A 21,864-nucleotide genomic window follows, 5' to 3' on the forward strand; every position below is an offset into this window, starting at 1 on the left:
TGTTCTAGTGGAGTTATGTTTTTAGTGGTGGGTTCACGTGTATGTTTTTAGCATTGCTTTTACCGCACTCTTTCTATGCTTAGATACAGGAATCTCCTTCTCTGTATAGTTCAATCCCAGAATACTGCTTTACATGCAACTTATTTACTCAATGCAATCGGGTAAATCCATACCTGCTTAATAGCTTATCATTTAAATACAATGAGAAGTGCTATCCGATTTGTCAAATAACCGGCCATTTATGATCAAGTATCTATAGCAGGTTCTTTAATCCTTCATTTTCCATCTCACTTTAAATGATATTATGGAGTATCGATCTCCCTGATTAATAACAATGTTAGTTTCATCTTTTGCGGGGGAAAACTAACAGTGCATCACAAGAGGAATAATCAAGGAATGTGAAAATGGGGGCGATGGTTATGAATCTGGAAGCTAACAAAGCTATCATTTGTGCACTACTAAGGTCAGACTTCTCACTCTTACATCATTATTAATCATGCAATTCTTAATCATAATAAAAAAGTAAAAATTCCCTTTTTTATTGAATTTCCTGATGTAACTTAATATTGTAATGGCCCTGTAATAGGGTTCATTAGCCAATACACCACGATTTATGAGTGCAAATTATTCTCGACTCCTTCGGGATGACGACTTAGTACAACATTTTATTGAAAAAGTTCTTCAATTCAGAACTACTCCAAAAATCATCAGGAAAATTGTGACAAGTGAGAAAATGTTGATGGATTTTAAGGAGGAAGAAAACACGTTAATTAGTACAAAGCATAGAGACAGAGATTATGTAAGTGAACTAGATAGATGGAACTTAAGAGAACGTATCATTTCCGAATTGTATACACTACAAAGATTGGAGAATGAGGATGAAACAACACTGGGGGCAGGAGGTGCCTTACCTCGCATACCTGTAAGATCAGAAAGAAGAGCCTTCATACTAATAGGGCCTCCGGCATCAGGAAAATCTTCTATAGCAAATGCTATATCTGAAGATGAAGGTGCTATCATCTTAGATTCTGATTTCGCCAAAAGGAAATTGCCTGAATTTGAATATGACTGCGGGGCAACCCTTGTTCAGGAAGAATCCAATAAAATTGTTTTTGGCTTTGGAGAAAACAATCCACAAAAAATTCAATCATTATATAACCGGGCTATTGAAAATGGGAACAATTTGGTAATTCCTAAAGTTGGACCAGATCCAAAATCTATAATTAAACTCGCCGAAACGCTGACTAAAATTGACTATCAGGTCAACTTAACATTAGTTTCTCTAAAACGGAGAGAAGCCACCATCAGGGCATTACATCGTTTTAATACTACCAAAAGGTATGTTCCACTGGGGTATATATTTGATCAGGTTGGAAACGACCCGCTGCTGACATATTACTTAGTGAAAGAGAAAGGACAGGAATTTTTCAGCAGCTTTGGAGCTATTAGTACAGATGTTAATCTAAACGAAGCCCCTGAATGCATTGATCTAAAAGGAGATAATCCGGCTAAAAAATATAAACTTAATCAAGATCGATTTTTTTAACCAAACTGGCTTCATATGCAAAAGAAAATTATGACCGGGAAAATTTCTAAAAAGAAAAACAGAAGAGTTCCTAGAGGTTTTAAAAAAACAGACGCGCTGGTAAACAAAATGGACAGATACTACAGAGCTCTCTCTTACATTTATAAAGTGGAATCCGAAGCAATTGATATAATGATTGCATCTACAAATGCTTTTATTGCAAAGCAATAAATTTGAATAGCGATGTATCTATAATAAAATCCTGCATTGTTAAAATGCAGGATTTTATTATTAAAACGAACAAACATCTACATAAAAAAATCTGGTCATCAGGATATCGATCTCCTTAAAAAAATTCTTCAAAATTTAAATATTCAGTGCATAATGCGTACTCCTCCCACCACCTCCAATATAAATAACCGCCCCCATCACCAACAGATCCTGCAAATCTCTCGTAGCTGTAGCCTTTGATGTTTTCGTTATAGACATATACTTCTTCGCATTCATCCCTCCTTCAAAACCTTCAGGCCCCGCATCCAGCATTTTCAATATCGCCTTCGTCTGCCGCTCATTCATCTTATCTCTTAAAAGATCCACGAACTTTGTTTTCTTCAATGTAAACACAACCAGTTGCGTCGCTTCTATTTGCGCCTTCAAAATAGTAGTTACGAAGTAATGCACCCACTCCGTAATCTCATTACTTCTCTGGGCAGATTTGAGGTGTTGATAATAAGCTTTTCTATCCGCTTCGATAGTCTGGGATAGACTTAACAATACAGGCCTTCCTACAGTCTGTGACAAAGCCTTCTCAGCAATCGCTCTTCCTATTCTGCCATTACCATCCTCAAAAGGATGAATAGATTCAAAATACAGATGTGCAATTGCAGAACGAATCGCTGGGTTCCTAATGGCCTTATTACCCCCTGGAGCAGTATCATTGAACCACTGAATAAACTGACTCATTTCTACAGCCACACTAGCCGAAGGCGGTGCCTCATAATGAACGGTCTCTTTTCCAAATGAGCCGGATATCACCTGCATGGGAGACGTTCCTTTTCTCCATGCACCAATATTAATATGACTATTTCCCTGCATCAGCAGGTGATGCCATTCGAACAGCATTTTCTTTGTCAGCTTTTGATGATAGGTGTCGCGCACGGTCACCATCAATTCACCAGCGCCAGCAGCACTAAGGTCTTTAAAAGTATGATGTGGAGTAGGCAGGCCTAGCTTATTTCGAATAGAAGAAATCACATCCTGCCGGGTCAGAAATTCGCCCTCGATTGCAGAAGTTTTCATCGCTTCTACTACCATGATTTGAATAATGACTTCCTGCTGGAGATCCTGTGGAATAGCGTCCAACATGCCAGTTACATAACCAGTTTTCCCCGCAAATTCATACAGCACGGCTTCTATCTCCGGCGTACTACTATAGCGGAATTCACGCCAATCAGGTTGTTGCCAATTGTATTTCATGAGCCGAATAATTAACTTATTCGGCTCAAATATAGCCATTTTCTGAGCCGATTAACCCTTTTACCAAAAATCCCCCAAACCATTCAATCCACCCCCTCCATCCTCCCTACCACCGAAATCTTTTCCCCCTCCTTCCCCATTCTCCCACCTTTACATTCCTAACCTACAAAAACGACTATACCCGCTGGCTACCATCTGCCATGCTCAACTATGCCATCAACGACAACCACAACCTCTCCTTCGCACTGAAAAGCGATTTCAACAGACCCTCCTTTTGGCAAATGAATCCATTCATGACCTACTCCAGCAATAAATCAGGTGTAAATGGCAATCCATTTATCAAACCCACCCAAAGCATTCACGCAGAACTCACCTACGTCTACCACCAGAATTATATCTTCATGACTAGTTATGGCAAAGAGAAAAGCCTCTTCCAACAAGTCGTGACTTTAATACCACCTGACACATTCATCTATTACTGGAACAACTACGGTTTCTCCAAATCCCTTGCACTCACCTCCATGATCAAGATTAATGAATAGTGTTAAACATTTCGAAGAAATCGTCAAGTCTTAGAACGTCGGTGCCATGATCTTTGCAGCATGAAAAAAACAATCTTCATCACCGGTACCTCAACCGGCTTTGGCCGTGAGGTGACTAAATTATTTCAGCAACACGGCTGGAATGTAATCGCGACGATGCGCAATCCTGACAAAGAAGCGGAGTTGCAGCAGTTGGAAAATGTACTTGTTACCAGGTTGGATGTACAGGACCAGACTTCTATTACACAGGCGGTGAACGAAGGGTTGAACCGTTTTGGCAAAATAGATGTGCTCATCAATAATGCAGGATATAGTGTGATGGGCGCTTTCGAATCTTCTACCCACGAGCAGTTACTACAAATGTACAAGGTGAATGTATTCGGTCTCATGGACGTGACACGGGCTATCCTGCCTTATATGAGAGAGCAGGGACATGGTACGATCATTAACCTCTCCTCTATCGCAGGTGTATTGGGTTTCCCTTTTGGGAGTCCGTATGTGAGTAGTAAATTTGCAGTAGAAGGATTTTCAGAATCTTTACATCATGAGCTCAAGCCTTTAAATATTGGTGTGAAACTCATCGAACCGGGCTCTGTCGATACGAATTTCCGTAACAACGTACAGTTGATCAAAAATGAAATTGCGGCTTACAATGAACATTTTGCAACTTTCATGGGCAATTTATCAGCTTTGACAGCGCCTATGAAACCAACCACAGCAGCAGATGTAGCGCGATTGATCTACGAAGCGGCGACAGACAATACAGACCGGCTGAGATATATGATTGGAGAAGATGCTGAATTTTATATTAGGAAAAAAAATAACCAGGAAATACCATGGCAATAATAGATGGACTGGAGAAGATGCTGAATTTTATATCAGGGAAAAAAATAACCAGGAAATACCATGGCAATCATAGATGTATTGGAGATGATGCTGAATTTTATAGCAATATAAAAACAACAACCAGCAAATAACATGGCAATCACAGATGTATTGGAGATGATGCTGAATTTTATAGCAATATAAAAACAACAACCAGCAAATAACATGGCAATCACAGATGTATTGGAGATGATGCTGAATTTTATAGCAATATAAAAACAACAACCAGCAAATAACATGGCAATCACAGATGTATTGGAGATGATGCTGAATTTTATAGCAATATAAAAACAACAACCAGCAAATAACATGGCAATCACAGATGTATTGAAGAAGATGCTGAATTTTATAGCAATATAAAAACAACAACATGGCAATCATAGATATAAAATCTATTGCTGACCTGCACGAGATTGCAGGTCTTGGGAAGCCGACGCACCCGCTTGTGGCTGCCATTGAAATGACTGGTGTAAGACAACCTACCCCATCCAACTCCTCCTACAGGTTGGGTTGCTATAGTATTCTATGTAAACAATACATTGGCCAGTTAAAATATGGTCAGTCCTATTACGACTTCGGTGAAGGTTCATTGATGTTCACCGCTCCTGGCCAGGTAATGACCCCCAGCCCTGGCGATTATGTCGAGCAAGGCTGGGGATTATTTTTTCATCCTGACCTGATTAATAATAGTCCGTTGGGACGTAAGATCATTGATTGCTCCTTCTTTCATTATGCAACCAATGAGGCGCTGTTCGTGACAGAAGAGGAGAAACAGATTCTCACGACCTGTTTTGACAACATCCGGAAAGAATATTCACAACGTATCGATAAGCATACCAATAGTTTGATTCAGTCGAATATCGCCTTGCTGTTAGACTACTGCACCCGGTTTTATGACAGGCAGTTCTATACGCATGAAAAGGTCAATACCGATATGGTACAGCAATTTGAAAAACTGCTGAAAGATTATTTTGCACAGGAGCATACAGCGCTGCCAGGGGTTGCTTACTTTGCAAAGCAGCTAAACCTTTCGCCGAATTACTTATCTGATTTATTGCAACGGTTTACAGGTAAGACGACACAGGAGCATATTCATTTGCAGGTGGTAGATATGGCGAAATCGCTATTGTGGAGTACGGAGAAGAATATTAGTGAAATAGCGTATTCACTGGGTTTTGAACATGCTTCGCATTTTACGCGGTTGTTTAAGCAGAAAACGGGTTATGCGCCGAGTGAGTTTAGAAGATTGAATTAACCATTCAACGCTTTCATCAAAAACTCAGGATACCTCGTCCCCGCCGCAATTCCCGCCGGCATAATCGCTTCTATACTTTGCAAATCCTCCTGCGTAAGCTGCACTTGCTCTGCTGCAATATTTTCTTCCAGTTTATGTATCCGCTTCGTCCCCGGAATAGCAATAATATGCTCCCCCTGCGCCAACACCCATGCCAGTGCTAACTGTGTAGGTGTACACCCTTTCTGCGCAGCCAATATTTTGATTTGCTCCACCAGCTCAAGATTCTTATAGAAATTCTCCCCTTGAAAACGTGGCATATTTGGCCGGTTATCTTTCAGATCTTCAGGTGATTTTATATCACCAGTCAAAAATCCTCTGCTCAAAGGCGAATAAGCGACAATACCAATTCCCAATTCACGGGTAACAGGTAGCACTTCTGCTTCAATCTCTCTACTCCAAAGAGAATATTCAATTTGTAACGCTGTAATAGGCGCTACCGTCGCCGCTTTTCTGATGGTAGATGCAGATGCTTCAGAAAGACCAATGTACCGGATAACGCCTTTATCCACCATATCCGCCAGTGCACCCACCGTATCTTCAATAGGTACATTTGGATCTACACGCCCCGGTGTATATAGGTCGATGTAATCTGTTTTTAATCTTTGTAAACTGTAGAGAATAGCATTCTTTAAATAATCTGGATGCGCATTGACAGGGCCAAAACCAAATCCTTTATTCGCTGCAGGGGCGAACATTTGCCCTGTCTTTACTGAGAGAAACGCTTTGTCGCGCTTGCCTTTGATCGCTTTGCCGATCAATTCTTCATTGTGACCGGTGCGGTAATAATCAGCGGTGTCTAAAAAGTTATGTCCCAGCTCAAGTGCTCTTTCAATCACTTTAATTGATTCCTGGTCATCTGCTACGCCGTAGGCGCCTGATAAACTCATACATCCAAGACCGATGGATGATACGAGTGGTCCGTTTGTTCCAAATTTTCTATTCATGGTTCAAATTTCAGAAGAACCACTTAAGCGGGCCCGGACAAAACGTATTAGTTCCCTGACAAATCCTGAATAAAGAAGAAGGATAGGAACTACCGGAACAATCCCCTCAAAAATCCTGCATAAAAGTGATAACGGTCTTCACCCAGCAGCCCATCACAAATCCTGAATGAACATTGCGATCGTCTGACCAGTGACCTTCTTAAATAAGCGGGAGAAGTATTCGGGATCATTAAACCCCAGGTCATAAGCCAATTCCTTAATAGAACAGTTTCTTGCATAAAACAACCTACGCTTTGCTTCCAGTATGAGCCGGTTGGTAATGAACTCTTTCGGACTCAAACCTGAATATTGCTTAACAATGCTATACAAACTGTTTGTATTCAAAGCGAGTTCTTCTGCAATCTCAATAATACTGGGATGATCCGTGAGATTGTTCTCTATTAATAATTTAAAATTGATATACTTAGCAAGCTTGTCATCCGCAGGCTGTTTATCCACAGCGAAATAAGCGGAATTGATTTCTGTTAATAAACTATTGAGATGCGCCAGTATCAGGTCGGGATCGGTATCCATAGTACTGAGCAATCCGAGTAGCATTTCAAAGATGGATTTCAGTCTGGCAGCTGCGGGAGGGGTGAAGTGGATTTTCTGGTTGTTGAGAGGATTGATGAGGAAAGGGTATTGCCTTGGTAAGAGCGACAGACTACTTTCCTCAAAGCCCAGTTTGAAAAAGTTAATCCCTTTTTTTGAATCAGGTACATGGTGGATTTGGTGCGGCAACACAAAGAGGAGCTCGTTTGCCTGTATATCGAAATGCTGTAAGTCTACGCCATGGCGGGTAGTGCCTTCCAGCACAAAAAGGAACAGGTAATGTGTTTTGCGATGAGCAGGCGAGTGGGGCCCCAGGATTTCCGGAGGAAGGCTCCCGAAAGTAGGGGAGATGATACGGATAGGGAGTTTGTTGTTTTGTGTATGTTGATGAAGGATGGAATTCATTGTATAAAAGTAGGGAATAACTCAACCTCAAAAAATGTCTTGCCTTCCACATCCATCAAGACCAAAGCCGCCATCATATACGTCGCATCAGTCGTCACGATCAGGGCATCTTTGAATGCTTCATAACTATTCCACGAGCCTGGAATACAAAGGATCGTCTTTGCTAAACGGGGAGCCGGAGCTGATTCTTCTTTTTTATTAAAGAGCCACATGTAACTAAGATCGTAATTTTTCCCGAAATTATATGATGCCGCTTTACAAACAATACACACCCTACTTTTGCACATAATCCGTAAAGCCATTATCCGCTACCGGCCCAATAAAATCAATGTCTGCAAAAGATTGTAACAGATCACCTCAACGGATCATCGATTCGAAGATAGTATGTTGTGTACACATAAATTATCACCAACAATTAATATGCCCCGGAATAGTTCTATATTTATCTCAATAAAATTTTAACCCATGAAGATCCCTGAAGCATTCAACGACATCATCAAAGACCACCTCAATGTCAATGCCGCCTGGCTACCGATTACAAACACCTTTCAACTAGGTGACTACGGCATCTTCTCCAACGGTGTATTTATGCAACTAGGCAATATCAAAGAATTTGGTATTACGTATGAAACCGCCGAAGGCCCGGATAGCAGTATCAACTTCACCTCTTCCGAAACCAGTGTAATCAACTTTTCAGGAGACGCACAGGTAGATGTGATCCCGCCCACAGCCATCGATGCAAAAGTGACCATGAAATTCGGCCGGAAAGGGTCCTTCTTTGTAAAATCTCCTGTGATACAGGTAAAAGTAATGCAGAACATTCACCAGATAGGCACACGGCTCAAAGCCACTGAAGGCTGGAAGAGAAAATGGAAAGTCGTACACCAGCTATACAACGCACAAGATGCAGCCATCTTCTCTACCATTGCAGCAGATACCGACCTCACTTTTAGTGGCGATGTAAAAGCACTGAAAGCCTTGAATTTAGGCGCAGCAAATATCAATGTAAATACTTCAAAAGAAATGGGATTAGAAATGCATGGAAAGGCGGGGATCATTGCCCTTGGGTTATTTAAATTAAGATGGCTGGGTGATGGTGTTAAATCAATGGACTTTACCCAACAAGATATAGAATTACTACATGGCGAGATAGAAGATGATAGCCTGTGAGCATTGCTCACAGGCCTTGTATCATTATATCGTTCCTTTCTTCATTTCCTTCACCGCATAATCCACCGCTCTTGCCGTGAGCGCCATATAGGTCAAACTCGGATTCTGCGTACTGGTCGATGTCATACACGCTCCATCTGTTACAAACACATTCTTCACCAGGTGCATCTGGTTCCACTTATTCAGTAAAGACGTCTTTGGATCATGCCCCATTCTCACACCGCCCATTTCATGAATATCCAATCCCGGCGCCTGTTTGGAATCACGTGTTTTCAAATCAGTAAAACCTGCTTTTGTATACATATCCGTCATCTGCTCAAAGAAATCCTTCACCATTTTCTCATCATTATCATCATACCCGATATCAGTATGTAACAATGGAATACCCCATTCATCTTTTTGATCCTTATCCAGGTATAAACGGCTCTGCTCTTTCGGAATCGTCTCTCCCATCATATGAGAACCCACACTCCACGGACCTAATTCCTTTTTGAACAAATTATCTTTCAGCGCTGTACCAAATCCATCTGGTTTTGAAAACGAAGGACGCATGGCATGGAAGCCGGCAGCATAACCTCTCAGGAAGTCAGTCTCCTGTTTCACAAGATTCCTGAACCTCGGTATATATGCACTGGTAGGCCGTTTGCCATCAGTCGTATATTCCAGCAAGCCTTCATACTTACCAGTGATCACGGCGCGGTAATTGTGAAAAGCAAAATACTTTCCTAACAAACCACTGTCATTACCAATACCATTCGGAAAACGATCAGAAGTAGAATTGAGCAGGATAATATTTGTATTCACCGCAGCGGCATTTACAAATATCACCGGTGCAAAGTATTCAGTAGCAGCATGCGTCTTTGCATCAATCACACGTACACCAGTGGCCTTGCCTTTCTGTGCATCGTAGATGATAGAATGTACGACAGTATCAGGTTTCAAAGTAAGATTCCCGGTCTTCTCCGCCCATGGAATAGTAGAAGCATTGCTACTAAAATATCCACCAAACGGACAGCCTCGCTGACACAGGTCACGCTTCTGACACTGCATTCTACCTTGCTGTTTATGGATTTCCTGTGGCTCAGTCACGTGCGCACAACGTCCATAAATCACATGTCTGTCTGTATAGTTTTTACCTACAAAGTCCTTGAAGTACTGCTCTACTTTCGTCAAATCCATGGGAGGGAGGAACTCCCCATCCGGCAAACCGGGTAAGTTATCTTTGTTCCCGGAAATGCCGGCGAACTTTTCCACATAACTATACCAGGGTGCAATATCTTCATACCTGATAGGCCAGTCAACCGCAAAACCATCTCGTGCAGGACCTTCAAAATCGTAGTTACTCCATCGCTGTGTCTGCCTTGCCCACAGGAGTGATTTACCACCCACCTGGTAACCGCGGATCCAGTCAAATGGCTTATCCTGTACATATGGATGTTCCTTATCTTTTACAAAGAAGTGAAGGGCATCTTCCTTGAATGCATAACATTTGCTCACCACCGGATTATCTTCTTTTTGCTGTGCGGTGAGTTGCCCACGATGCGCAAATTCCCATGGCATCATGCTGGTGGTAGGGTAATCTTTCAGGTGTTTAACGTCTCTACCTCTTTCGAGTACTAAAGTCTTCAATCCTTTTTCCGTGAACTCTTTGGCTGCCCAGCCGCCGCTGATACCCGATCCGATCACAATCGCATCAAAGTTGTGGCTGGTATCGCCAGTATTTATATTTGGCATACAATTTATCCTTTATTGACCAATACACTTCCGTGGAATCGCCCTGGCACAAGCTCGTAGGGGAATACCTTTGTGAGATAATATTCAGAGCCGGTATAACCCTGGATTAATAAGCCTTTGTAAGTGTGATAGAAAGCGGAAGCCTCTCCTGACTCAGCAGTGGTCTCTTCCATCTTTTTCAGGTAAGCGACATCTCCCTTTTTCCAGTCTTTCTGGAAGGCTTTCATACCGGTAAGGAATTTTTCCCTGTCTGTTTTTGTGAAACAATCATCGACCAGCGTGAGCGCATACTGATCAGCCTTTACCTGGATAGCTCCGGGCTTATCTCCGCCAGGGATCAGGGTGTCAGCAAGTGCTGCAAGAGAACCTGTTTCCTCAGCGCTAAGTACAAAATTATTGAGTTTTTTTCCCGGTGGCTTTTTCTCATTGAAACATGAGGGTAAAACAGCAAGACCGGCAGATACGAACAGGACCTGTTTTAAAACGGTTCGTCTGGATACAAGCATTGGCGCGTTAGTTTTTCATTACGACAATAAGGTAGTGGGAATATCCTGTATTTCCAAACATTTGGGATGAGTGGGGTATATAATAATCACTTTCCATACACCTTCATATCCCACAGCATTCCACCGAACGTAGCCCCTACAATCAGGTTAAATAACTGGTACCGCAGCACCACCGGCGAAGCCAGCACACTAAATCCAACATTGACCAACCAGTAATAAGTAACAATTGTCAACGCATACCTGAAATGTTCATTCGCAATAGCACGGCCTTCCTGGTATAAATACCGGATCCAGCCGATGAGAAAAACAAGCATGGTGATCACCATCAGATAAGGATAAAAATTAAACAACCGTAGTTCTTCACCCGCACGCTTAAACACATGCGTATCCTTATATTGAAACCACTCCTTGGCCACCGGCAGAATAGTATCCACATCATCATTATACACACTCAGATTCTCTGCAGGTGGAAAAACATACTGCAATAAATTCGGGCAGATATAATACTGGATATAAGGCACAGGATACCGTGCAATCAGGTACTTACCATAATCATTCAGCAACGGTGCGATCTCCGCCATTTTGCGCAGATGTCCTGCATTGTCAGAGATGTGTAGTGCACCGGGTTCTGGCTGTAGTGGCGAACCCGGATCCCAGATAAAATAAGCCATAATAGGGCGATTGGGTCTATCAGCCATAGGCACAGAATCCAGCCATTGATCCACGCGTGCCTGAATGTTGGTGAACTGTTTAGGCACCGTATCTTTGGATCTTACCGGCATATGTACATATGCATACACCGCATTATTCGCCATTTGCCAACCACTAAAAACAGAGAATTGTCGCCTGCCCATATGAGTCTCCGTCTGTCTCGTGGTATACAAAATAAAGGCGCCTACAAGGAAAACCGCCATTCCGACCGCCCACACTTTGACCCACTTTGAATACTGACAAAACACAATCACCGTCATACTGATCACGGGATAAATCAACGCATGATAACGTACCGTAAATGCCAGTAACAGCACAACGAGATGCACGCACAATAAAAAGAAGGTAGGTTTATAAGTCAACCGGAATAACTGCGCCATCCACACCAGACTGATCCCAATAAAATACACATCGCTGGCCACATAATTACTTAAGTAAAGAATAGCGGGGTTTAAAAAGATAACGGCGAACATGGTCCATTGCAGCCATTTGCTACAGGGTCGCAGTTCCAGTAAGGTATAAAAATAGTACAGACCACAGATGTGATAGATGAAGAACTGAATAAAAACCAGCAAAGTATCACTATGGGAAAAGAACCCGGCAAAACGGATCAGCTTAGCATACCCTACCGGCCATAAATTAGCATCAATATTGGTAACCGCACTCCGCAGGTAATTGTAGGAGTCCTGCATAAAGTTAGGATACGGATACAGGTATTTGATCAAAATAAATTGCAGGACCATTGTAACTCCTGCTAAGAAACAGTAATGGTATCGCATTCTCATCATACGGCAGGAATTTAATCATTTGATTCAATATAAAGTTAGGAGATCCCGCAAAAGCGCGTTGCACAATCATTAAAAAAATAAAACGCACCTTTAACCAATTCTTAACGAAACCCAAATTTTACTTTATTAGTTTAGTGTAGAAATCAAAATTAGTTTAGTGTAAGAAATTAAACTTGCCAGCATGCACAAAGACCTTATTCGGATATTTGAAGCCCAGGCCCCCAACGAATTATCTCATTTCTTTTACGACAATGCCATCGCCATAGACCAGCTGATTCAGCAGTACGATGCGTGGAACCTGGAAAACACCCGTCAACAGATACACCGTATTCGTGAAATCAAAAAAGGTATTCGCCAGCGCACAGCCGATCATGGCTGGACCGATATTGACGGATTGGATATTTGTTATCAGTTTACCAGGCCGGACGTACCTTCAATCAACATAGAAGCAGGGTTCATAGTTACGCGTACACAACCTGCGGGAGAGTTTGTCATCAATGTAACCACAACCGGTATAAAGGCGTGGAATCATTACGAAGACAAGCTGCTGCAGGAGTATACTACTTTTGAGCCTGTGATCGCCATGCAGAAGACGGTATTGCGGGTAGCGACTATTGGGGGAGATCAACACGATAAGATGGTGGATACACTTCAACAGGTATACGATTTTTTACATACATTGTGTGTTCAGGCACAGGTACACAAGGTGACAGTGCCCGGCTTATCTTAATCATAATCAACTAATTAACATCTCCTTTTACATCGGAACCCCTTACTCACCAAGCAGTCTTAAGTTATCATTTTTATCTTTTTTGTTTCATTAACAAGTCATTAACCACTTACCCCAATCATTTTGTTAGTTTAGCAAAATGCTGGTCAATGCATGTAAGAAAGGTAGTCATTAGAAGGCATAGATAACTAACTATTCCGGTATTGGAACATACTATTTGCTGTAATGGAGCGTCTTAAACCCCCAACAGTTTGAATACCTGGCATTGTTCAAACCCGGCTGACACACTACCTGGCAATTTGATCATCATATTCATGTTTCATATTTCATGTTTCATGTGAAAGTGTTAACTACCATTTAAGGTGTAAACAAAATCGCCGTTAAAAAAACACGATTATGTACCCAGTATTGCACGACGAAAATAAGCTGCTTTTAATTGACCGGTTCATCACAGAATATGTTCATGCTGGTCATGTGCCGACGGAGTATCTACAATTGGTAATTCCGAGCGGGGGGCTGTATTTTGAGTCGGATAATGACTTTGATATGTTGTCTCAGCATATGCAGCTGGGTTATTTTTCAGTGTGGTTACATGATATATTTGCGAAGAAAGATATTGTTCTTTGTCCATATTCTCCCTATCATTTGTGGGCGTTGCATTTTATGTATGAGGATACATTGCGGGCGGAAACGATCACTATTCCTGAGTTTATGTTGGAAGAGCGGCAGTGTAATTTATTCAATCTTTACTCAGAGATGCACCGGGTGCCCATGAAAGCGGGGCAGAAGGTATTATCGTTTCATATCAATATCATGCCGGCGAATATCCCGAAGCTGGTGCAGCAGTATCCGGGGTTGTATAATCTGGCGAATAAGCGGTTGGAGAAGATCAGTGGCGTGATTAATGACAGGCCTTACCGGATAAATGCCGTGTGTAACTATCTTGTTCAGCATATATTATCTTGTAAGTATGTAGAGGAGATGGCGCAATATTATATGCATAGGTGTTGTGTGGATTTGTTTTTAAACTTCGCCTTGCAGGATGCCACGCCACCGCCATCGTTACAGTTGTTTACGCCGATACAGACGGTGATGTTGCACCAGGTGTTTAATTATGTGACCACGAACCCGCATATGAGGCATAGTGTAGCGGAACTGGCGAATATGTTTAATATGCCGGGGGCGCAGTTGGCACAGGGGTTCAGACATAATTTTTGTATAGGGATCACGCCGTTTATTAATATGGTGAGGATGATGCATATATATGATAGTATCATGCAGAAGTCGCTTACCTTGGGGATGATAGCGGCGTCGACGGGGTATAGGAATGCGATAGATATGTTGAAAGAGGTGGATGCGTACTATGAGTGCAATGTGATGCTGATGCGAAGGGAGCAATAGGAGATGCTTGATGGTATTGGGTTTTATCAGATTGATCGTATGATGATTTTTTGGTTTGCTTATTAAATACAGGTAATTTTACAGCGTTAACAAGCCAACCAAAATTATGTTAGACCAACAAATTGCATTATATAATACTCCAGACGGAAAAACTGTCATTGATGTTAAATTAGAGAATGATACAATCTGGCTCACACAAGCACAAATTGTTGAATTATTTGATTCAAGTAAAGCCAACATCAGCGAACACATTAAATATATTTACCAATCTGGTGAATTAGACACAGATTCAACTGTTCGGAAATTCCGAACAGTTCGAAAAGAGGGTAAAAGAGACGTTGCCCGTGACCTTGAACATTATAACCTGGACGTAATTATTTCAATTGGCTACAGGGTCAATTCTAAAATAGGTACACAATTCCGGATCTGGGCAAATAAAATTCTGAAGGAATATCTGATCAAGGGGTATTCTATCAATGAAAAACGCCTTCGGGAACAAGCAGAACAATATTCTGCTCTGAAACAAACTGTTCATCTGCTGGGCAATGTAATTAATGCTTCCCAGCTCTCAGGAGATGAAGCCAATGGCTTACTTAGAGTGATCACCGACTACACTTACGCACTCGATATTCTTGATCAATACGATCACCGTACCCTTGCAATAGAGGGTGTTCATAAAGCCTCATCTTTCATCGCCACCTACGACTCTGCCATGAACGCCATCAAAGGCCTGCGTGACAAATTCGGCGGCAGCTGCCTCTTTGGCAATGAAAAAGACGACTCCTTTAAAGGCTCCATCGCCAATATTTACCAATCTTTCGGAGGAAACGACCTCTACCCCAGTATAGAAGAAAAAGCCGCGCATTTGCTTTATTTCGTCGTAAAAAACCATTCATTTTCCGATGGAAATAAACGCATTGCAGCCTTTCTCTTTGTATGGTTCTTAGAAAAAAACGGCATCCTTTACCGGACTGACGGTTCTAAAAGAATTGCAGACAATGCCCTGGTTGCACTCACACTAATGATAGCAGAAAGCAAACCGGATGAAAAAGATATCATGGCCCAGGTCGTCGTAAATCTGATCAATGATTATAATTAAATTAGCCGGGCAAGAATGCCCGGCCATATGGATATAGACTAAAAAATTCAATCAATGTGCAATGCTAGACTTTTGTTCTCAGAATTCGGTTAATGCGGAGTTAATGATCTCATATTTTTTCCCTTTTACTCATATTATTTATTATTCGTAAATAATTGTTGTTCATACGAATCCTTACCAGCACGCCATCTCCCTACTGCTACTTAGGAAAAAATGAACGAAATGAACAGGCCGTATGATCGATATTTTCATATATTGCATTTACTATCAGGATCACCTATACCTGATACCCTCCAAATAACTATGAATAAAATTTACTATTGTTAACCATTAGCGCTAGCACATTATGAAAACTCCCTTGAACCCGCTGAATCAGCTGGTAGAAAGCCTGCAATTCCTTAAACAGCCCGAGGACAATATTACACCGTATGAACTGATCGCTACCATACACCAGGGTACCATCAATGCCATCAGTCATCTGAAAGCAGCACTCGAAACATGCCGGTTAAACGGGCTGCATGAACAGGCCATGCAACGTTACATCCTCATTTGTCAGCAAAGGCTGTGTACCGTGATTGCTGAATTGCCGACATCCTGGTTGAATACAGAACTATCATCATCACATACCATACAGGAAAACACGGCCCTGTTACGTGCGGATATTTGTTTTCAGCTGGATGAATTCCTGGTTTACCTGAGGGATACGTTTCCTCAATATTTCAACCGGTTGCTACCCTTACCGAATATTCACAGGGAAATCATCAGACAACAATTGCTACCCGGGATACCGCTGATTAAAAGGTGGTTTGAGATAACGGATGATAGCTGCCATGACCTGCAGAATTTGATTATGCAGTTGTTTGATCAATTGGATCCGGCATTGCCTTATCAATTGAATGATGCGAAACTGCATTTTTTAGTACAGCTACACCAGCATTTACTACGACTACTGGAACAGGAGAATTATAATTTACAGCATCACCAGTTGCAGTATGTGTTATTTTGCCTGAACTGTAACACCACTGATTTTTATCACTATTGTACGACCTGGTTGACCAGGCAAATGCATCTGGCGAATTCATTCGAAGAGCAGATGAAGCTGTTGAAAGAGACGTATAGTGATATGCAGCAGTTGCAGCTACGCTCAGGGCAGGCTTATTGTCCGGATGCGCCGGCTATCAGGGATCTATTGCAGGAATGGCTGTTTGTAGAGATCAATTTTCTGGAACGGAAAATGCAGGAGGAGCCGGGGGGATTGATAATACCAGAGAAGATCCGGACGAATATGTCCGTGTCGATGATGGCGCTGATAGTAAGGTTGCTAAGAGCGATGGGGCAGCTGTCGCATAAGCATGCAGAGGAAGTGTTTCGGTTATTGCCGAAGTACTTTTCAGCGAGGAGGAATGAGCCGTTTACGGAGAGTATTTTTAGGGCGAAGTATAAGGAGGTGACGAATAGTACATTGAATAGGATAGCAGGGATAGGGCAGGAGTTGTTGAAGATGATAAAACCGGAAGAACGGCCAAGGAGAACGAGACGATCGTCTTTATAATATAAAAAAGCCCCCTCTGTTCGAGGGGGCCGAAATATTATTTTTCATTAATGCTGAATCTGATTTTGGATCTCTGGTTCCTGATCTTCTGACCCCTGATTCCTGAATTTTAATTCCAGTTTAGATTCCTGATTCCAAATTCCTGGTCTTCTGAATACTGATTCTGATTTCCGATTCCTGAATCTTTTTCCAGTTTAGATTCCTGATTCCAAATTCCTGATCTTCTGAATACTGATTCTGATTTCCGATTCCTGAATCTTATTCCAGTTTAGATTCCTGATTCCAAATTCCTGATCTTCTGAATCCTGATTCTGATTTCCAATTTCTGAATCTTATTCCAGTTTAGATTCCTGATTCCTGATTTCTGATTCCAAATTCCAGTTTAGATTCCTGAATCTTAATGTGAATTCCAATTTCTCACTTCTTCTTCTTTTTCTTCTTCACCTTCTCCATCTCCGCATGATGCTGGTCAATCAACAACTGCCAGTTATCATTCGGTATATCCTCAGAAAACTTAATCGTCTCCCTATAATCATTCTTATCAATCTTCATCACCGTAATTTCCTTCCCTAAATACTTTTGAATCTCCTCCAGCACTGGCTTCTCCTCATCACTACAAAAAGACACTGCCTGTCCTTTCTGCACCCCACGACCCGTACGCCCAACTCTATGCACGTAATTCTCCGGCACATCCGGCAAGTCATAATTCACCACATAATCCACATTCGGAATATCAATCCCCCGCGCATTCACATCAGTAGTAATCAACAACTTCACCTTCCCCGTCTTAAAATCCTCCATCGCCTCTAACCTGTTCTCCTGCTCCTTACCACCATGCATCACCAACGCCGGCACCTCTACCCTTGCCATCGCCGCCTGCACACGTTCTGCACGCACCTTTGTTCTCACAAACACCAGGATCTTCCCTTCCGGAAACTCCTTCACCAACCGCTCCAGGAAGAACCGCTTATCATCCATCCCCACAAACGCGACCGCATGCTGTACATTCTTTGACACCGGATCTTCAGGGGAAATCTGGATCCTGATCGGATTCGTCACCACAGAATAAGCCAGGTCCTTGATATCCTTATCAATAGTCGCAGAGAAGAACAAAGTCTGGTGCCTGCGGGACATATGTTTCAATACATCTCTGATATCCCTGATAAAACCCATATCCAGCATATGATCCGCTTCATCCAGGATCAGGGTCTCGGTAAAATTCAGGTCAATAAATCCCCTGCTGATGAGGTCAAACATCCTACCAGGGGTGGCAATGAGTACATCTACCCCCTGGGCCAGCTTTTTCAGCTGAGGACCTTCGTCTACTCCACCGAAAAGGCCTAATATATTCAGTTTGGTATACTTTGCGATTACAGTAAATACCTCGGCGATCTGGATCGCCAGTTCACGGGTAGGCACCATCACGACACATCTTACCTCTCCTTTCGTCTTTCTGGGTAGCCTATCGAGCTTTTGTTGCAGCAGATGCAGCACCGGGATGGCAAAAGCCGCGGTTTTTCCGGTACCGGTCTGGGCTATCGCCATTACATCGTCCCCCTTCAATATAGATGGGATCGCCTTAAATTGGATATCAGTCGGGCGTTTAAATCCCAATTCCTCCAGGCTTCTTTTAATCTCCGGGGAAATACGATATTGTTCAAATTTCATAGTGCAAAGATATGGGTGTAGGGGGAATGTACCGAATGTGGGGGGTAAAAGTGGTTTTCGGGGGTTGGATCTGAGAAGATTTTTCATCAATTTGAATGCGAAAAAATCAGGTTGAGAAAGGGATAATTTTTGTTTTTTTATTTAGAACAATCGCAGTAAATTCAATACCAGTAAAGGTTTTAAAATAAAAACAAATTAAATTATGAATGTCAATTTGCAACAGGAAAAGCAGACAATTTTGGATGCTTTGGATCGCACCCGAAGTGGTGTGTGGGCTACGGCGCCAGAAATTGCCGGGTATTCAGGCGTCAATCTCGAAAATGTATTAAGGATTGTGTACAATTCCCGTGAATTTATGAAATGCACTGTTAGAAGTGATGATGGATTGCCCATGTTTACATCCCGGAAGGTGTATAAGGCAAGATCTCCATTCTGGCACAAATTTTATGACTTTTTAAAAGGAGAGTATGTTTAATATCTCTATTTCCGTGCTTTATTGCATGTTAGGCGCATTGGCAGTATTAATATTGCAGTTTATTGATGACTCTAAATTAAAACTGGAAGAAAGGCCTGATTACCTATCACCTCTGTATTACATCAGAGGTATATTAGGACTTATATTGGCTGGCATTCTTGGCTATGTATATTTTCAAAATGTACCGCTTATTAGCAATACGTCAATTTATTTCCATACGGGTGCATCCACGCCATTAATCATAAGGACATTGCAGAACACTTTGCCTCCGACTATGAAGGTAAAAACTAAAAAATAGTGAAAAATGTAGCATTTAACCCCTAATTTTTCTCCCTCATAATGCCTAACTTGCTCATTCACAAAACTCTTCCACATTGGCAAAGGCAAAAATAGACTCCGGCATACCATCACGCTCCCCCCTCTCCCGATTCTTCATCAACCTTCACCCAATCAAAAGAGTCCTCATCGCCCTGCTCTCCTGCACCATCGTCTGGCTCTTTATCAAAAACGGAGACATCACTACTCTTCTCAAAACCATGATCCTCTGGGACGTGTTCTCCTTCGTCTTCTGCATCGAATGCCTTTACATTTTCTTCAACCGCACCACCAAAGAAATTCGCGCATACGCCAGACAGGAAGATGGCAGCCGCCTTATGGTATTCATCTTAATCATCCTCGCCTGCTTCGCCAGCATGCTCATGGTATTACTACTCATGCTATCATCAGAATCCAGGGAAGCCGGACTCGCACTCTACCTACCTGTCGCTGTGGCCGGCATACTACTCTCCTGGGCCATGGTCCACTGTATGTTTGCCATTCACTACGCCCATATCTATTATGACGATGCTGAAGATGATGACACCCGCCATGTAGGGGGATTAGAATTCCCGGAAGAAAAGAACCCTGACTATCTTGACTTTGCTTATTTCTCTTTTGTAATCGGCATGACATTCCAGGTATCTGACGTAGAAATCAGCAATAAAAAATTAAGAAGAATTGCATTACTCCATGGGTTGCTGGCCTTCGGCCTGAATACATTTGTTGTAGCATTAACGATAAACCTGGTAGCTGGACTTAGGAATTAAGGGTAACAAGCCCAGGCTATTAACAGGCAACATGACTTCGGAATTAATAATAACAAGCAAAAAAAATTAACACTAGCAAGGCTAAGGAATTAACCGTAACAGGCCAAAGCAATTAACTCTAGCAGGGCTAATTTCTTAGCCCTCACTCCAAACTCCAAAACGCCTGTGTCGCCAGCAACTCTGCCCTCCTCAACATCCTCCTCTCCCTCAATGGCCTCACTATCCCCCAATACACCTGCGCGATATACTCCCATCCAAACGCCGCTGTACTAAACACAATCATAATCCCTGCAAATAACTGCAATCCCATCACCACAGATATCCCCACATGTAACAACACCACCGCCACATACGCATACACCCTCGTCTTCCTCCACCAGATAAATAAAGGATACCCCATCTCAATCAACAACGTACTCCAGCAAATCAACTTCGCCACCCACGGATACCCTGCCAGCCACTTCATATCAAACCTCGCAAACTGCCCCTGCATAAATGTCTGCCAGATCGCCTCTCCATTCCACCACTGTGCACCCATCGCCTTTTCCACACCAGAAGCCAGATACACTATACATAAATGTATCTGCAATACCCTTATCGACAACCTATTCCACTCACTCACACTACTCTCATTATTCTTCCACGTAAATGACTCACCCACCGGCATGAGAATACAATAAAACAATGCAATATGCAAAAACGTCTCTACCCCATACGCCGCCATAAATCCTGTATTAATAAACATCAGGTGCAAGCCCCATGCTACAATTGCCGCCACTCTTGTAAACATCCCCATCAACAAAAAGATCAGACATGCCAAATACGCCCCCATCAACAGATACACCATACTATCCCCAGGTATCCCCGTCGCTGCCACCAGTGGCTGTAACCAGGATAACTGTGGCATCAGGGGCGACACAATCCCCTTACTCAATGACCATGGAATCAAACCATCCACACCATACAACATCACCACATTTCCCAACAACCAACATCCCTGCACCAATCCAATAAAAGCAATCCCAATTCTAAAAAACGCCAATGGCTCGCCAGACGTAGGCGATAAAAAAAATCGCTGTAACACACCGGAATACCTGTTCATAAAATATATTTATAGATGAAGTAATCATCTCTGGCAGGGGGTATTAGAAAACCTTCAGGAAATTTTTAAAAAACCTTTAAGGAATCTTTAGAAAACCGTTATGGAAACCGTTAGAAATCCTTTATGGAATCTTTAGAAAACCTTAATGAACCTTAAGATAATTCCTAATCCTCCTACC

Annotated in this window: 21 protein-coding genes; 12 read left to right on the plus strand and 9 right to left on the minus strand. The window is 42.2% G+C overall.

What is annotated here, in order from left to right; genetic code table 11:
- Positions 1 to 613: 613 nt before the first annotated feature.
- Entirely contained in the window at positions 614 to 1,546 is a 933-nt protein-coding gene (locus tag QQL36_RS03925) for a zeta toxin family protein (RefSeq protein WP_321569000.1), read from the plus strand.
- Positions 1,547 to 1,561: 15 nt separating this feature from the next.
- Positions 1,562 to 1,756 carry a hypothetical protein gene (locus QQL36_RS03930; RefSeq protein WP_083729299.1) on the plus strand — a complete coding sequence of 65 codons (195 nt, stop codon included), beginning with the start codon at positions 1,562 to 1,564 and terminating at the stop codon, positions 1,754 to 1,756.
- Positions 1,757 to 1,891: 135 nt separating this feature from the next.
- Here QQL36_RS03930 and QQL36_RS03935 read toward each other — a convergent pair whose 3' ends face one another.
- A complete protein-coding gene (locus QQL36_RS03935) occupies positions 1,892 to 3,001 on the minus strand; it encodes a Fic family protein (RefSeq protein WP_321569001.1) in 1,110 nt (369 codons plus the stop codon).
- An 86-nt stretch (positions 3,002 to 3,087) separates the two neighbouring features.
- Between QQL36_RS03935 and QQL36_RS03940 the strand changes: the two genes are divergently transcribed.
- The 3 genes from QQL36_RS03940 (at position 3,088) to QQL36_RS03950 (ending at position 5,683) form a co-directional block, all read left to right on the plus strand.
- Positions 3,088 to 3,543, plus strand: coding sequence for a TonB-dependent receptor domain-containing protein (locus QQL36_RS03940; RefSeq protein WP_321570538.1), 456 nt, complete (start codon positions 3,088 to 3,090; stop codon positions 3,541 to 3,543).
- Positions 3,544 to 3,603: 60 nt separating this feature from the next.
- Positions 3,604 to 4,389 (plus strand): SDR family oxidoreductase, encoded by a 786-nt coding sequence (locus QQL36_RS03945; RefSeq protein WP_321569002.1) that lies wholly within the window; start codon positions 3,604 to 3,606, stop codon positions 4,387 to 4,389.
- A gap of 409 nt (positions 4,390 to 4,798) precedes the next feature.
- Positions 4,799 to 5,683, plus strand: coding sequence for a helix-turn-helix domain-containing protein (locus QQL36_RS03950; protein WP_321569003.1), 885 nt, complete (start codon positions 4,799 to 4,801; stop codon positions 5,681 to 5,683).
- Here QQL36_RS03950 and QQL36_RS03955 read toward each other — a convergent pair.
- From QQL36_RS03955 to QQL36_RS03965, 3 genes are all read right to left on the minus strand, one after another.
- Positions 5,680 to 6,669, minus strand: coding sequence for an aldo/keto reductase (locus QQL36_RS03955; RefSeq protein ID WP_321569004.1), 990 nt, complete (start codon positions 6,667 to 6,669; stop codon positions 5,680 to 5,682). The two genes, QQL36_RS03950 and QQL36_RS03955, sit on opposite strands and share 4 nt — an antisense overlap.
- 153 nt (positions 6,670 to 6,822) lie before the next feature.
- Complete coding sequence (locus tag QQL36_RS03960; protein WP_321569005.1) at positions 6,823 to 7,665, minus strand: AraC family transcriptional regulator; 843 nt, start codon at positions 7,663 to 7,665, stop codon at positions 6,823 to 6,825.
- Positions 7,662 to 7,877 (minus strand): hypothetical protein, encoded by a 216-nt coding sequence (locus QQL36_RS03965; protein ID WP_321569006.1) that lies wholly within the window; start codon positions 7,875 to 7,877, stop codon positions 7,662 to 7,664. Before QQL36_RS03965 ends, QQL36_RS03960 begins: the two co-directional genes overlap by 4 nt.
- A gap of 253 nt (positions 7,878 to 8,130) precedes the next feature.
- Here QQL36_RS03965 and QQL36_RS03970 point away from each other — a divergent pair, with 253 nt between their 5' ends.
- Positions 8,131 to 8,835 (plus strand): hypothetical protein, encoded by a 705-nt coding sequence (locus QQL36_RS03970; protein ID WP_321569007.1) that lies wholly within the window; start codon positions 8,131 to 8,133, stop codon positions 8,833 to 8,835.
- A 24-nt stretch (positions 8,836 to 8,859) separates the two neighbouring features.
- Here the strand turns inward: QQL36_RS03970 and QQL36_RS03975 are convergent, their stop codons facing one another.
- The 3 genes from QQL36_RS03975 to QQL36_RS03985 form a co-directional block, all read right to left on the minus strand.
- Entirely contained in the window at positions 8,860 to 10,569 is a 1,710-nt protein-coding gene (locus tag QQL36_RS03975) for a GMC family oxidoreductase (RefSeq protein ID WP_321569008.1), read from the minus strand.
- 5 nt (positions 10,570 to 10,574) lie between these two features.
- Complete coding sequence (locus QQL36_RS03980) at positions 10,575 to 11,075, minus strand: gluconate 2-dehydrogenase subunit 3 family protein (protein WP_321569009.1); 501 nt, start codon at positions 11,073 to 11,075, stop codon at positions 10,575 to 10,577.
- A gap of 86 nt (positions 11,076 to 11,161) precedes the next feature.
- Positions 11,162 to 12,574 carry a hypothetical protein gene (locus QQL36_RS03985; RefSeq protein ID WP_321569010.1) on the minus strand — a complete coding sequence of 471 codons (1,413 nt, stop codon included), beginning with the start codon at positions 12,572 to 12,574 and terminating at the stop codon, positions 11,162 to 11,164.
- A gap of 181 nt (positions 12,575 to 12,755) precedes the next feature.
- Between QQL36_RS03985 and QQL36_RS03990 the strand changes: the two genes are divergently transcribed.
- From QQL36_RS03990 to QQL36_RS04005, 4 genes are all read left to right on the plus strand, one after another.
- A complete protein-coding gene (locus QQL36_RS03990) occupies positions 12,756 to 13,304 on the plus strand; it encodes a hypothetical protein (protein WP_083729319.1) in 549 nt (182 codons plus the stop codon).
- Between the two features lie 396 nt (positions 13,305 to 13,700).
- Positions 13,701 to 14,705 (plus strand): hypothetical protein, encoded by a 1,005-nt coding sequence (locus QQL36_RS03995; protein ID WP_083729321.1) that lies wholly within the window; start codon positions 13,701 to 13,703, stop codon positions 14,703 to 14,705.
- A gap of 106 nt (positions 14,706 to 14,811) precedes the next feature.
- The gene (locus tag QQL36_RS04000; RefSeq protein WP_321569011.1) at positions 14,812 to 15,804 is read left to right on the plus strand and encodes a virulence protein RhuM/Fic/DOC family protein; all 993 of its coding nucleotides are present in this window, start codon (positions 14,812 to 14,814) and stop codon (positions 15,802 to 15,804) included.
- Between the two features lie 346 nt (positions 15,805 to 16,150).
- Positions 16,151 to 17,356, plus strand: a complete 1,206-nt coding sequence (locus QQL36_RS04005) for a hypothetical protein (RefSeq protein ID WP_083729325.1) — start codon at positions 16,151 to 16,153, stop codon at positions 17,354 to 17,356.
- Between the two features lie 417 nt (positions 17,357 to 17,773).
- Here QQL36_RS04005 and QQL36_RS04010 read toward each other — a convergent pair whose 3' ends face one another.
- Positions 17,774 to 19,024, minus strand: a complete 1,251-nt coding sequence (locus tag QQL36_RS04010) for a DEAD/DEAH box helicase (RefSeq protein ID WP_321569012.1) — start codon at positions 19,022 to 19,024, stop codon at positions 17,774 to 17,776.
- A gap of 202 nt (positions 19,025 to 19,226) precedes the next feature.
- On the opposite strand from QQL36_RS04010, the gene QQL36_RS04015 reads away from it, so the two are divergent.
- Positions 19,227 to 19,499, plus strand: a complete 273-nt coding sequence (locus QQL36_RS04015; RefSeq protein ID WP_321569013.1) for a hypothetical protein — start codon at positions 19,227 to 19,229, stop codon at positions 19,497 to 19,499.
- Between the two features lie 536 nt (positions 19,500 to 20,035).
- Positions 20,036 to 20,584, plus strand: a complete 549-nt coding sequence (locus tag QQL36_RS04020) for a DUF1345 domain-containing protein (protein ID WP_321569014.1) — start codon at positions 20,036 to 20,038, stop codon at positions 20,582 to 20,584.
- 142 nt (positions 20,585 to 20,726) lie between these two features.
- Here the strand turns inward: QQL36_RS04020 and QQL36_RS04025 are convergent, their stop codons facing one another.
- Entirely contained in the window at positions 20,727 to 21,686 is a 960-nt protein-coding gene (locus tag QQL36_RS04025; RefSeq protein WP_143709021.1) for an HTTM domain-containing protein, read from the minus strand.
- Between the last annotated feature and the right edge of the window lie 178 nt (positions 21,687 to 21,864).

Source organism: Chitinophaga sp. LS1 (genome assembly GCF_034274695.1).
GTDB lineage: Bacteria > Bacteroidota > Bacteroidia > Chitinophagales > Chitinophagaceae > Chitinophaga.